Origin of the sequence: Pseudomonas medicaginis (assembly GCF_965119365.1) — a bacterium.
Taxonomy (GTDB): domain Bacteria; phylum Pseudomonadota; class Gammaproteobacteria; order Pseudomonadales; family Pseudomonadaceae; genus Aquipseudomonas.
In genome coordinates this window covers 5649744-5663472 of record NZ_OZ221631.1, presented here as the reverse complement: position 1 = coordinate 5663472, position 13729 = coordinate 5649744, and the positions used below count along the sequence as shown (strand labels likewise).

Below are 13729 nucleotides of genomic sequence, written 5' to 3'. Positions count from 1 at the left end.
TCCCTTGGTTGGGCAATAAAAAGCCCCGCTTTCTGGGCGGGGCCTTTGGGGTTTCAGCTTTTTCTGGCGTCTCAGGCAACCAGTGCCTGGCGGGTACGCTCGATTACGGCCTGCAACGGTTCGGCGCTGGAGTACTGGTCGGGGTACAGGCGTTCGCTGTGACGGGCGATGCCGTGTTCGTTGACCAGCGTAAAGCTGAAGCAGCCCTTGCGAGCGGCCATGATCAGGCAGTTCATCGGGGCAAAGGCGTTGGTGAGGGTGCGGATAGCATCCTGTGCATGGATTTGATTGGACATGTTATGGGTGTTCCTGCAAATGACACGGTTAAGAACCGTGCAGCGTTAAAACGTTCCAGTAACGTCGACCACCATTGGTCGAACGAAGAACCCGACTGGAACAAAGCAGCCAGTTTGAGCGCTATATGAAGTGCGCGCTTGGGCTGGCAGGTAGGTACTTAGGAGGGCAGGCAACACATCGAGGGCAAAGGTTCTGGGCCCGGGGTGAAGATCCTGATCAATTTTGCAGGTTGGTTCGGTCAGAGTAATGAGCCTGGCAACACCCTTTGCATTCGATCAAAGGCTGTGTTGACGCAAGGTTACCTGGAAACCATCGAGGGGGTCGGTCTCCTTTTTCCGGTGAGGCGTCCTTTGGAGGATGGCTGACCGCGGAGATGTGTTCGACCCGGAATTGACTTTCAGCTTGGTACTAACGCCGGGGATACTAACGGATCGATCCCATGAAGGGAAGAGGGCTGGTTAAAAAATATTCAAGCGGGCACGGAATCGCTGCGGGGAGTGAAGGCGTAGCACAGGAACCGATGCTTGCAAGTGCGCCCATGCCGCCGCCGCTGCGCGCGCGACCAGAGGTTATCCCCAGCTTTTACCGCCGGATGCGCCAAAAAATCGCAGTGTTATAACCGGTTCGCCTGTTACTTGTGCACACTTGCTACGCCACTTGTCACCGTACTGTCATGTCGAAACAATCCGGGGTGGGTGCCTGTATCCAAAATTTAAGTCAATGAAAAACATCGCTTTTTTTTACTGGTGAAAAAATCGTCAGTTTGAGCGCAGGCCCCGTTCCACAGGGCTTTGCGCGGCTTCAGGGTGGGTTGTCCACTGAGTTATCCACAGCTTCTGTGGATTGTCCCAAGCGCTTGCTCTAGCACGGGCGTGCCGGTTTTTTTTCGGCTTTACCCGTACGAAAAAAGGAGTAGAGTGGCGCGCCTTCCGATCTGTCCCACAGTGTTTTATGAAGTTTCGCTCAGTATCAAATCCTGTTACCGACACACCCCCTGGTGTTACCCCACCCAAGCGTATTTCAATGCGAGTGGCGGAGTGGCTGCTCGACAGCCCGCGACTGGGGGACAGCCCCAGCGTCAAGCACCTGGCCGGTCGTTTGCTCAAGCAGCCGGCCCGTGAAGGCGTAGTGGCTGCGCAAAGTCGCCTCGGACAGTTGATGTGCCGTGAATGCGGCAACGCCCGGGATCGACGCATCGGCCACGACCTGCTGCGCCAGGCCGCTCGGGCGGGCGATGATCGTGCCCGTCGGGCGCTCGGTGAAATCGAAGACTGAAATCGCAAACTGAGCTGGGCAACCTCCAGCCGCTTGGTTAACCTTCGGGCCTTATTTGATCGGCAGGAATTGTCATGGCTATGGATTTGACCAGCCTGTTGTTTGGCCTGGCAGGCGCTGCGGTGCCGTTGCTGGTGCTGGCCTGGCACCTGCAACGCCAAGCCGCCGCCGCACAGACCGAACTGGCCCTGCTGGAGGAGCGCCTGGCCACGGCCCACATGGCCCACGATGGCCTCAACGCCCAACTCGATGCCTGCCGCGACGAGATCAGCGACCTGAGCCAGGCCAACGCCGCCAAGCAAGCCGAGCTTGCCGCAGCCTGTCGTGAAGTCGACCTGCTGCAGATCGAGCGCGACAATGCCCGGGATGCGGCCCACGCCTGGAACCTCGAGCGCGCCAACAAGGAAGCCGAGCTGCGACGGCTCGATGCCCAGGCGGCGTCGTTGCAAGCCGAACTGCGCGAGCAGCAGGAGAGCCACCAACAACGCCTGGATGACCTGCAGGGTTCGCGAGACGAGCTGCGGGCACAGTTCGCCGAGCTTGCCGGGAAGATCTTCGACGAACGAGAGCAGCGCTTCGCCGAAACCAGCCAGCAACGCCTGGGGCAGTTGCTCGATCCGCTGAAGGAGCGCATCCAGTCCTTCGAAAAACGTGTTGAAGAAAGTTATCAGGCCGAGGCCCGGGAGCGCTTCTCCCTGGGCAAGGAACTGGAGCGCCTGCAACAACTGAACCTGCGCCTGAGCGACGAAGCCACCAACCTCACCCGGGCGCTCAAGGGCCAGAAGACCCAGGGCAACTGGGGCGAGCTGATCCTTGAGCGGGTACTGGAACATGCCGGCCTGGAAAAGGGCCGCGAGTATCAGACCCAGGTCAGCCTCAAGGGCCCGGACGGCGAGCGTTTCCAGCCGGACGTGTTGATTTATCTGCCAGGCGACAAGCAAGTGGTGGTCGATTCCAAGGTCAGCCTCACGGCTTATCAGCAGTACGTGGCTGCTGAAGACGATGCCATCGGCCAACTCGCCCTCAAGCAACATGTGCTGTCGTTGCGCGCCCATGTCAAAGGCCTGGCCGGCAAGGACTACAAGCGCCTGGACGGTTTGCACAGCCTGGATTTCGTGTTGCTGTTCGTGCCGATCGAGGCGGCGTTTTCCGCCGCCCTGCAAGCTGAACCGAACCTGTTCCAGGAAGCCTTCGACCGCAACATCGTGATTGTCAGTCCGACCACTTTGCTGGCGACGCTGCGGGTGATCGACAGTTTGTGGAAGCAGGAGCGCCAGAGCCAGAACGCCCGGGAAATCGCCGAGCGGGCGGGGTGGCTGTATGACAAGTTTGTCCTGTTCATCCAGGACCTGGACGAGATCGGCAGTCGTTTGCAGCAGCTGGACAAAGCCTACGGCGCGGCGCGCAACAAGCTGACGGAAGGGCGCGGCAACCTGATCAGCCGCAGCGAACAACTCAAGCTGCTCGGCGCCCGGGCCAGCAAGAGTTTGCCGGCCGACTTGCTGGAGCGGGCGATGACGGATGTGGATGGGCTGCCGGAGCTGCCGGAAGCGTCCAATGTTAACCCGAGCGCTTGATGTAACCCCTTGATTGGCGAAAAGCCCTGTGGCGAGGGGATTTATCCCCGCTGGGTTGCGAGGCAACCCCAAAAGCCCCCCGCCGCAGTGCAACAGATGACCGTACAAGCCAGTTTGCGACTGCTACGCAGCCGGGCGGGGATAAATCCCCTCGCCACAAGGTTAGGTGTCAGGCAGAAATAATGCTTCTCACAACGGCAAATGCCGGCTCAACAACGCCCGCAATGCCGCTGGTTTCACCGGCTTGGCCAGGTAGTCCAGACCCGCCGCATGCACCTGGGCCACTGTCTCGGGACGGCCATCGGCGCTGATCACCACCCCCGGTACCGGTTCCCCCATGCGCGTGCGCAACCAGGCCATCAGCTCGGTGCCCGTCTCGCCATCGTCCAGATGAAAATCCACCAGCGCCAGTTGCGGTCGGCCGCCCTGGGCCAGCCAACGCTCGCATTCCTCGCGGTTGCGCGCCGTCCACACCTGGCAACCCCAGCGTGTCAGCAGGCTGTTCATGCCGATCAGGATGCTGTCTTCGTTATCGACGCACAGCACCTGGGCGCCGCTGGGCAGGTGACCGTTGGGCTCGGCCACGGGGCTCGGTACGACGGCCTGGGCAGGGGCCAACGGCACACTGACGCTGAACACGCTGCCGCGCCCCGGCCAGGAACGCACGCGCAAGGTATGGCCCAGCACGCGGCATAGCCCGTCGGCGATGGCCAGGCCCAGCCCGAGGCCTTTTTCGGCACGGGTCTGGTGGCTGTCCAGGCGCTTGAACTCTTCGAAAATGATCTGCAGCTTATCCTCGGCGATGCCCGGCCCGCGATCCCAGACTTCCAGGCACAACTCGCCGTTGCGCCGACGCACGCCCAGCAGCACCGGGCCCTTGGCGTAGCGGAAAGCATTGGTCAGGAAGTTCTGCAAAATGCGCCGCAGCAGCTTGATGTCGCTGTCCGCCCGCAACTGCGAGCCGCGAACCCGGAACTTCAGGCCTTGTTCCTGGGCCAGTGCCGTGAACTCAGCGCCGAGGGTATCGAACAGGTCATTGAGGACGAAGGGTTTACGGTCGGGGTTGATCTTGCCGTTCTCCAGGCGGGAGATATCCAGCAGGTCGGTGATCAGGTCTTCAGCCGAGCGCAGTGAACTGTCCAGGTGTTGCACCAGTTGCCGGGCCTCGCCCGGCAACGCGTCGTGCTGGTGGGACAGCGCGGCGGAGAACAGTCGTGCGGCGTTGAGTGGCTGCATCAGGTCGTGGCTGACCGCTGCCAGGAAGCGGGTCTTGGATTGATAGGCCGCTTCGGCGGTGCTCTTGGCTTCGGTCAGGGCCAGGTTCAATTGAGACAATTCCCGAGTGCGTTCGGCCACCCGTTGTTCCAGGCCTTCGTTGGCTTCGGTCAGCGCCTGTGCAGCCTCACGGAAGGCGGTGATGTCGGTGAAACTCATGACGAAACCGCCCCCGGGCATCGGGTTGCCGATCAGCTCGATGACGCGACCGTTGGGGAACAGCCGTTCGGAGGTATGGGCACGGCCCTGGCGCATCCAGTGCAAGCGCCTGGCGACGTGGACTTCCGCCTCGCCTGGGCCGCAGAGGCCACGTTCGGCGTTGTAGCGGATGATGTCGGCAATGGGCCGGCCGACACTGATCAAGCCGTCCGGGTAATTGAACAGCTCCAGGTAGCGACGGTTCCATGCCACCAGCCTGAGGGACTGGTCGACTACGCTGATGCCTTGGCTGATGTTCTCGATGGCGCCTTGCAACAGGGCTCGGTTGAACTGCAGCACTTCCGACGCTTCGTCCGCGATCCGGACCACGTCTTCGAGCTGCATCTCCCGCCCTTCAATGGCCGCTTTCACGACAGCCCGTGTCGAAGAGGCGCCGAGTACGCCGGCCAGCAAGCGTTCGGTGTGGGCGATCCATTCGCTGTCGGCGTTCTGGTTCGGGTTGAAGCCTTTGCCCTGGCGGTAGGCGAAGCGAATGAAACTCTGCCGCGCCCGCTCTTCGCCGACGAAACGCGCGGCCAGTTGCAGCAGGTCGTCGATATGCACCGCCAGCATTGAACGAGGGTTGGGGCGGGCACTGATTTCCTGGCCGATGAATCGCCCGGCCTGCCAGTGTTCCGAGACGCGTGTACGCGACAGCACGGACACCCAGGCAAACAGCGTGAAGTTACCGGCCAGGGACAGAACCACCCCTTGGGTCAGCGGGGTAATCGGCAGGTTCAAGGGATTGCCGTGCAACCAGGCCAGGCCCGGGAAGCTACTGAGCGACCAGCCCAGGCTGTGGGCGGTAATCGGTAGCACCAGGGTGTAGAACCACAGGAAGATGCCCGTGGCGAGGCCGGCGAACACGCCGCGGCGGTTGGCCTGTTTCCAGTACAACGCGCCGAGCATGGCCGGGGCCAGCTGGGTCACGGCGGCGAAGGCAATCTGGCCGATGGTCGCCAGGCTCGCCGTCGAGCCCAGCAGCCGATAGCTGACATAGGCCAGCAACAGGATCACGACGATGCTGACTCGACGCACCGACAGCATCCACTGGCGGAACACTTCAAACGGGCGTTCGGCGGCGTTGCGGCGCAACAGCCAGGGCAGCAGCATGTCGTTGGAAACCATGGTGGACAGCGCCACGCTGGCCACGATCACCATGCCGGTGGCCGCCGAGGCACCGCCAATGAACGCCAGCACGGCCAGTGCCGGATGAGCTTGGGCAAGGGGCAGGCTGATGACGAACGAATCCGGCAGGACCGAACTGGGCAGCATCATTTGCCCGGCGAGGGCGATGGGCACCACGAACAGTGCAGCCAGGGCCAGGTAGGCGGGGAATACCCACTTGGCCAGGCGCAGGTCCTGGGGTTCGATGTTCTCCACCACGGTCACGTGAAACTGCCGCGGCAAGCAGATGATCGCCATCATCGCCACCCCGGTCTGCACCACCATGGAGGGCCAGTTGATGGTTTCTTTCCAGTATTGCTCCAGGCGTGGAGCGAGCATCGCCTGGTTGAACAGGTCGTCAAAGCCGTCGTACAGGCCGTACGTCACGAATGCGCCGACGGCGAGAAAGGCGAGCAGCTTGACCAGGGATTCGAAAGCGATCGCCAACACCATGCCACGGTGGTGCTCGGTGGCGTCCAGGTTGCGGGTACCGAACACGATGGTGAACAGCGCCAGGATCAGCGAGACGATCAGGGCGGTGTCCTGGGCGCGGGTGCCCATGGCATCGGCGCCGGCGCCGATCAGCAGGTTCACCCCGAGCACGATGCCCTTGAGTTGCAAGGCAATGTATGGCAGCACGCCCACCAGGCAGATCAGTGCGACCACCACCGCCAGGGACTGGGACTTGCCGTAGCGGGCGGCGATGAAGTCGGCGATGGAGGTGATGTTCTCCTGCTTGCTGATCATCACCATTTTCTGCAGGACCCACGGCGCGAGCACCAGCAGCAGGATCGGCCCGAGGTAGATCGGCAGGAATGACCAGAGCTGTTCGGCGGCCTGGCCCACGGCGCCAAAGAACGTCCAACTGGTGCAATATACCGCCAGCGACAAGCTGTAGACCCAGGCCCGCACCCGTGGCGGCAGCGGTGTGCTGCGTCGGTCGCCGTAGAAGGCGATGGCGAACATGATGGCCATATAGGCCAGGGCGACAACGGCGATCAGCCCGCTGGACAACGACATGGAAACTCCCCGACAAAGACACCGGGACTTGAGCCCGGCAGGACAGTCTCGCATGCCCGCTCGGGTTCGTCAGTGTCGACCAAGGTCGAGGCGTGGTGGGGTGTCGCAGGTGGGGGGCTTGGGCTATGCAGGGGGGGCTGGCCTCATCGCGAGCAAGCTCGCTCCCACATTGGGTCCTGGGCGAACATGGATTTTGCGTTCGCAGCAGATCGAATGTGGGAGATTCTATGGTTGAGGGAAAGCCCTCAAGCCGCGTTAGGTTGGTATTCGCTTTGCCCTTTCAGCAGAGCGAATACGATCCGAGCAAGCTTGCGAGCCAGCATTACCAACGCCTGAGTGGTAGTGAAACCGCGAGCTCTTTGCTTTTCATAGAAGCCTCTCCAGGCGGACGTGCGGCTAGCCGACATGGCGGCATTGTGTAACAGCCGACGGACTTCCGGGTCGCCTCGTTTACTCAAGCTACGGCGCCCATCTTTTTGTCCTGATTTCGACACTCGCAAGTCCATTCCCAAAAAGGCAATGAAGGCGTCTGAGTTTCTGAAATCCCCTCGTTGAAATGCCGTAAGCAAGCGGGCTCCGGTCAGAAATCCAATGCCCTCAACCTTCAAGCAACGGTTCAACTGACCCAGCAAACCGGCATCCCTCAGATGATCCTTGATCGTCTTCTCGATCAATGTCTCAAGCCTCTGCATGGCTGCAATTTGTTCGGCGAAAGCGGTCTTCAGCAGCGGCTCGTTAGCCCAGCTTTGTACCAGGGCCACTCGAGCCTGAACCAGGGCTGCGCGACGGCGGAAAAGGCTCAGGAGCTGGCGATACAGCGGAGATGGCGGGGTCCAGGGGTTAAGCTCATGCCCTTCGTTTTTCAGGTAACGGGCCAGCAGCTTGGCATCCAGCGCGTCAGTTTTGGCGCGGATTTTTACGCCTTCGCGGTAGTGATGCAGTTCATAACCGCCCACCATGTAGATCTCGCAGCCGGCCTCATAGGCCAGATCAGCGAATTCCAGGTGATAGATATTGGTCGACTCAATGGCTACAGCGACGGGGCCCGGCAATGCTTTCAACCACTTTTTGATGGCCGCTTTGTTGTTGGGAGTCGCCTCCAGTACGTCAAGTTCGGCGTGATAGATCACCAGTTCGTTCTTGGCGACATCCACGCCCACAATCGGCTTTGTGACAGAAACCGGCATTGCCATTGAAAATTCTCCGGGCTAAGGTTTGAACACTTGAAGGGTTCACCCAGAGGCGCAGGCTTGTTCCTATCGTCGGTTTAGGCCAGATGCATTCTTTATCGGCGCTTGGGTGAAAGGAGGAGGGGCGAAATCTCCCACGGTCTGTACTGCGGCTAACAGTCAGAATCGAGCCTTGTCCCTCCTCCTCCCTTCAAGTCCTACCATACAAGCGAGCTTGCTCGCGATGGCGGTATTACTGAGCCAGCGCGATATCCACCAACCGATACAACTCCCCAACCTCAAGTGGCGCCGTAGCAAAGAGGATACGAAACACCGTCGGTGCCACGACTACATTGATCAGACGCTCGACGCCTGGATTGGACTCATCGGGGTAGCGGTCCAGGATGATCTGCAACTGACGACTGATGATCCCCACGCAATGCCCCGGGGTGGCGCAAGCCTGGATGTCACGCATCATGTTGCGACCGGGCTCGGAACTCATCTCGTCCAGGTACTGCTCGGCCCAGGCACGCAGGTCGCCGCGCAAGCTGCCGGTGTCGGCTGGTTCGCCGTCGGGCCGCATGCGAGCGATTGCGACGTCGGCCAACAACGCCGGCAGGTCGCCCCAACGTCGGTAGATGGTGGACGGCGTCACTCCGGCGCGCGTCGCGATTTGCGGCACGGTCAAGGTCGCGCGGTCCTGCTCTTGCAGCAGGGCGCGGACCGCCGAATGAATCGACTCCTGGACCCGGGCGCTTCGACCGCCGGGGCGTAAACCTTCTTTAATAGCCATGCATCAGACCTTAACACAAAGAATTTGCTTTAAGCGCACGCCGGTAGCACACTCCGTAAAAGCAAAAAATTAGCTTTTGTGATTGTCCTGTGGAGCGTGCCCATGTCTCGTCCAGCTTCAACCCGCGCCAGCCTGATCTTCCTGGCGCTCACCTTGCTCGGTTTTCTTGCCGCGTCCAGCGCGCCGACGCCGTTGTATCACCTCTATCAGGAACAGTTGCAGTTTTCCCCGGCCGTCCTGACGCTGATTTTCGGCGTGTATGCCTTCAGTCTGCTGGCGGCCTTGCTGACCGTAGGGGCACTGTCGGATTACCTTGGCCGCAAGCCTGTCATTTTCGTGGCGCTGTTGCTCAACGTGCTGGCGATGCTGCTGTTTATCAGCGCCGACAGCGTAGCCTGGTTGATCAGTGCCCGGTTGATCCAGGGATTTGCCACCGGCATGGCCACCAGTGTACTGGGTGCGGCCTTGCTGGATTTCGACCGACGCCAAGGCCCGCTGATCACCAGCGTTGCGCCGTTGTTGGGCATGGCGTGCGGGGCGCTGGGTTGTGGCCTGCTGGCCGAGTTCGCACCGTTGCCGTTGCAACTGACGTACTGGCTACTGCTGGGGTTATTCCTCGCCCAGGCCATTTACCTCTGGCGCGTGAAAGAAAGCGTCAGCCCACAGCCGGGTGCCTGGCAATCCCTGCGCCCGACCTTGCACGTGCCGCCCCAGGCAAGGCGGGCCTTGTGGCGGGTCCTGCCCCTGAACCTGGCGGCCTGGGCGGTAGGCGGTTTCTACCTGTCATTGGCGCCGTCCCTGGTGCGGGCGGCTACCGGATCGACCTCCAATCTGATTGGTGGCGCGCTGGTGGCGGTGTTGACCCTCAGCGGGGCGCTGTCCATCTACCTGTTGCGCAATCAGGAGGCTGACAAAATGTTGCGTCCGTCCGCCGGCCTATTGGTCATCGGCCTGGCATTGGTGTTGGTGGCGGTGCATGGCGCCAGTTTGCCGTTGTTCTTCGCCGGCACGCTGATCACCGGTGGCGGTTTCGGTGCAGGATTCCTGGGCGCGCTGCGCAGCCTCATGCCATTGGCCTTGCCCCACGAGCGGGCCGGCTTGATGTCGGCGTTCTATGTCCTCAGCTACCTGGCCTTCAGCCTGCCGTCGTTGCTGGCGGGAAACCTGACGCGGGTTTTCGGCTTGATCCCGACGACCGACGGCTATGGGGCCGTGCTGATTGCGTTGTGTGCCGCAGCGCTGTTGGGATTGCGCGCCTCGATCAAACCGTTGAACGATGGCGTTCGGCCCTGAAACCAGGCATGCAGATGTCGCTGGCAGTGGGTTAGTCTTGGCGCCTCAGCTATTTTCCGGACAGATCTCTTGAACATCATTCGCAGCAAATCCTTCACCGGTGACCGTGCCTGGGCGGCGCTGGATATCGCCAACATGAACGGCATCACCACGCGCCTGCACTGGACCGATCAGCCGTACAAATGGCACATCAATGATGGCCAGGAAGTCTTCGTGGTGCTCGATGGGCAAGTGCAGATGTGCTATCGGGAAGAGGGCGTCGAAAAATCGACCTTGCTGGAAGCCGGGGATATTTTCTACGCCTCGGTGGGCACCGAGCATGTGGCCAAGCCCTTGGGTGAAGCGAGAATCCTGGTCGTCGAGACCGAGGGTAGTGTCTGAAGATTATCTGTAAAACAGATAACATATAGAGAAATTACCCGTTATATAGATATTCGTTCTGGTCCTAGCATGGCTCCACCTCATCCGAGGACAGGAGTTCGCCATGACATGCTGCGCTGCAAAAAACCGCTTGCGTCCATTGAGCCATTTGCCCAGGCCGCTGGAGGCCATTCGCCAATTCACGCCTAACTGGTTTGCCGTGGTCATGGGCACCGGAGTGTTGGCGCTGGCCTTGGCGCAATGGCCAGGGAATGTGCCGGGCCTGCGCCTTTTGGGTGAAGGCTTGTGGTTGTTCAACACGCTGCTGTTCGTGGTATTCGCCCTCATGTACACGGCCCGTTGGGTGCTGTTCTTCGACGAAGCGCGACGGATTTTCGGCCACTCAACGGTCTCGATGTTTTTCGGCACCATTCCCATGGGGTTGGCGACCATCATCAACGGCTTTTTGGTATTTGGATTGCCGCGCTGGGGGAGCGGTGTGGTGGCGGTGGCTGAGGCGTTGTGGTGGATCGACGTAGCCATGTCGCTGGCCTGTGGTGTGCTGATCCCATTCTTGATGTTCACCCGCCAGGAACACCGCATCGACCAGATGACCGCTGTGTGGCTCTTGCCGGTGGTGGCCGCCGAAGTCGCGGCGGCCAGTGGCGGGCTGTTGGCGCCGCATCTGGCCGACGCTCATGGGCAACTGGTCATGCTGGTGACCAGCTACGTGCTCTGGGCCTTTTCCTTGCCGGTGGCGTTCAGCATCCTGACGATTTTGCTGTTGCGCATGGCGCTGCACAAACTGCCTCACGAAAGCATGGCCGCTTCGAGCTGGCTGGCCCTCGGCCCGATTGGCACGGGTGCCCTGGGTATGTTGCTGCTGGGCAATGATGCTCCGCTGATTTTTGCCGCCAATGGCCTGCCCGGCGTGGGCGAAATCGCCGCCGGGTTGGGGTTGGTGGCTGGCGTCACCCTGTGGGGCCTGGGATTGTGGTGGATGTTGATGGCGCTGCTGATCACCGCGCGCTACTTGCGCGCAGGTATTCCCTTCAACCTCGGTTGGTGGGGCTTTACCTTCCCCTTGGGCGTTTACGCGTTAACCACGCTGAAGCTATCGGACCTGCTGGGCCTGGTTTTTTTCAGCGCATTCGGCGGTGTGCTGGTGGCGATGCTGGTGGTGATGTGGCTGATCGTCGGGCGGCGTACGGTCCTGGGCGCCTGGCATGGCGAGTTGTTTGTGTCGCCGTGCATTGCGGGGCTGGCGAAATAATCGCTAAAGACAGGTAATGTGTGGCCTGGATCGAAAAACGTTCATTCCAATAAGCGTCCACGCCACTGTAGGAACATGGAAGATGAGTCACCCTTCGCAGTTCACCTTGCTTCGCACGCGGCGTTTCCTGCCGTTCTTCATCACGCAGTCCTTGGGCGCGTTCAACGACAACATTTTCAAGCAGTCGCTGATCCTCGCCATCCTCTACAAACTGACCATCGAGGGGGACCGCTCGATCTGGGTCAACCTCTGCGCATTGCTGTTTATCCTGCCGTTCTTTCTGTTCTCGGCACTGGCGGGGCAGTTCGGGGAAAAATTCGCCAAGGACGCGTTGATTCGTCTGATCAAACTCGGCGAAATCGCCATCATGGCGGTGGGCGCGGTGGGGTTTCTATTCGATCATCTAACGCTGATGCTGGTGGCGCTGTTCGCCATGGGCACGCATTCGGCGCTGTTCGGCCCGGTGAAGTATTCGATCCTGCCCCAGGCCTTGCACGAGGAAGAGTTGGTTGGTGGTAACGGGCTGGTGGAGATGGGCACCTTCCTGGCGATCCTGGCCGGCACCATTGGCGCCGGGATCATGATGTCCTCGGCGCACTACGCCCCGGTGGTGGCCAGCGCGATCATCGGCATTGCCGTGCTTGGTTACCTGGCCAGCCGCAGCATTCCGCGCGCGGCGGCGGCCTCGCCGCAAATGCGTCTGAACTGGAATATATTCAGTCAATCCTGGGCCACCCTGAAACTGGGCCTGGGGCAAACCCCGGCGGTGTCCCGGTCGATCGTCGGCAACTCCTGGTTCTGGTTCGTCGGGGCGATCTACCTGACGCAGATTCCCGCCTATGCCAAGGAGTGGATGCACGGCGACGAAACCGTGGTGACCTTGATCCTGACGGTGTTCTCGGTGGGGATCGCCTTGGGTTCGATGCTGTGCGAAAAGCTTTCCGGGCGCAAAGTCGAGATCGGCCTGGTGCCGTTCGGCTCGTTCGGGCTGACTGTATTTGGCCTGTTGCTGTGGTGGCATTCCGGTTCAATTCCCGCCAGTGTCGAAGGTCACGGCTGGCTTGAAATGCTCGGCTTCGGTCACGCCTGGCTGGTATTGATCGACATCCTTGGCCTGGGTGTCTTCGGTGGTTTCTACATCGTGCCGCTGTACGCGTTGATCCAGTCGCGCACGGTGGAGAACGAACGGGCGCGGGTGATTGCCGCCAACAATATTCTCAACGCGTTGTTCATGGTGGTCTCGGCCATCGTTTCCATCGTGCTGCTGAGCCTGGCCAAGTTGTCGATCCCGCAGTTGTTCCTGGTGGTGTCGTTGCTGAACATCGGCGTCAACGCCTACATCTTCAAGATCGTCCCCGAGTTCAGCATGCGTTTCATGATCTGGCTGCTGAGCCATTCCATGTACCGCGTGGAGCACCGCAACCTGGAGGCGATACCGGATGATGGCGCTGCGCTATTGGTGTGCAACCACGTCTCTTTTGTCGATGCCTTGCTGATTGGCGGCGCGGTACGTCGGCCGATTCGTTTCGTGATGTACTACAAGATCTACAACCTGCCGGTGCTGAACTTCATCTTCCGCACCGCTGGCACGATCCCGATTGCCGGGCGCCAGGAAGACATTCATATCTACGAAAAAGCCTTCAAGCGCATTGCCCAATACCTGAAGGACGGTGAGTTGGTGTGCATTTTCCCTGAAGGAAAACTGACTGGCGACGGTGAGATCAATGAGTTCAAGAGTGGATTGACACGCATCCTCCAGGAGACCCCGGTGCCGGTGATTCCCCTGGCGTTGCAGGGGTTGTGGGGCAGCTTCTTCAGTCGCGACCCGGCCAAAGGGCTGTTTCGTCGGTTCTGGTCGCGGGTGACGCTGGTGGCAGGGTCGGCGGTTGCGGTGGAAGTGGCTGAGCCGGCGAAGTTGCAGGCGCTGGTGGGGGAGTTGCGCGGCACGGTCAGGTAATCGGTGCCCTTGCGGGCCTCTTCGCGAGCAAGCTCGTTCCCACAATGAACCGCGTCCCGTTTGGGCAACTCGGTC

The 13729-nt window shown here is 60.8% G+C and carries 10 protein-coding genes; 6 read left to right on the top strand and 4 right to left on the bottom strand.

Features of this window, described 5'->3' with window-relative positions; genetic code table 11:
- Positions 1-71: 71 nt before the first annotated feature.
- The gene (locus ACMTA2_RS24830; protein WP_053124246.1) at positions 72-296 is read right to left on the bottom strand and encodes a hypothetical protein; all 225 of its coding nucleotides are present in this window, start codon (positions 294-296) and stop codon (positions 72-74) included.
- Positions 297-1248: 952 nt separating this feature from the next.
- On the opposite strand from ACMTA2_RS24830, the gene ACMTA2_RS24825 reads away from it, so the two are divergent.
- Together ACMTA2_RS24825 and ACMTA2_RS24820 are read left to right on the top strand one after the other, a co-directional pair.
- The gene (locus tag ACMTA2_RS24825; protein WP_413792181.1) at positions 1249-1572 is read left to right on the top strand and encodes an SEL1-like repeat protein; all 324 of its coding nucleotides are present in this window, start codon (positions 1249-1251) and stop codon (positions 1570-1572) included.
- A gap of 188 nt (positions 1573-1760) precedes the next feature.
- Positions 1761-3149: a DNA recombination protein RmuC gene (locus tag ACMTA2_RS24820; RefSeq protein ID WP_413795718.1), complete on the top strand. Its 1389-nt coding sequence runs from the start codon at positions 1761-1763 to the stop codon at positions 3147-3149.
- Positions 3150-3338: 189 nt separating this feature from the next.
- Here the strand turns inward: ACMTA2_RS24820 and ACMTA2_RS24815 are convergent, their stop codons facing one another.
- The 3 genes from ACMTA2_RS24815 to ACMTA2_RS24805 form a co-directional block, all read right to left on the bottom strand.
- A complete protein-coding gene (locus ACMTA2_RS24815) occupies positions 3339-6809 on the bottom strand; it encodes a hybrid sensor histidine kinase/response regulator (RefSeq protein WP_413792180.1) in 3471 nt (1156 codons plus the stop codon).
- Between the two features lie 245 nt (positions 6810-7054).
- Positions 7055-8002 carry an IS110 family transposase gene (locus tag ACMTA2_RS24810; RefSeq protein ID WP_413792179.1) on the bottom strand — a complete coding sequence of 316 codons (948 nt, stop codon included), beginning with the start codon at positions 8000-8002 and terminating at the stop codon, positions 7055-7057.
- A gap of 229 nt (positions 8003-8231) precedes the next feature.
- On the bottom strand, positions 8232-8771 hold the full coding sequence (locus ACMTA2_RS24805; RefSeq protein WP_413792178.1) for a TetR/AcrR family transcriptional regulator: 540 nt from the start codon (positions 8769-8771) through the stop codon (positions 8232-8234).
- Positions 8772-8873: 102 nt separating this feature from the next.
- Here ACMTA2_RS24805 and ACMTA2_RS24800 point away from each other — a divergent pair, with 102 nt between their 5' ends.
- The 4 genes from ACMTA2_RS24800 (at position 8874) to ACMTA2_RS24785 (ending at position 13654) form a co-directional block, all read left to right on the top strand.
- Entirely contained in the window at positions 8874-10064 is a 1191-nt protein-coding gene (locus ACMTA2_RS24800) for an MFS transporter (protein ID WP_413792177.1), read from the top strand.
- Between the two features lie 69 nt (positions 10065-10133).
- Positions 10134-10445, top strand: coding sequence for a cupin domain-containing protein (locus ACMTA2_RS24795; RefSeq protein ID WP_413792176.1), 312 nt, complete (start codon positions 10134-10136; stop codon positions 10443-10445).
- 103 nt (positions 10446-10548) lie between these two features.
- Positions 10549-11697: a TDT family transporter gene (locus ACMTA2_RS24790; RefSeq protein WP_413792175.1), complete on the top strand. Its 1149-nt coding sequence runs from the start codon at positions 10549-10551 to the stop codon at positions 11695-11697.
- Between the two features lie 82 nt (positions 11698-11779).
- The gene (locus ACMTA2_RS24785; RefSeq protein ID WP_413792174.1) at positions 11780-13654 is read left to right on the top strand and encodes an MFS transporter; all 1875 of its coding nucleotides are present in this window, start codon (positions 11780-11782) and stop codon (positions 13652-13654) included.
- Positions 13655-13729 lie beyond the last annotated feature (75 nt).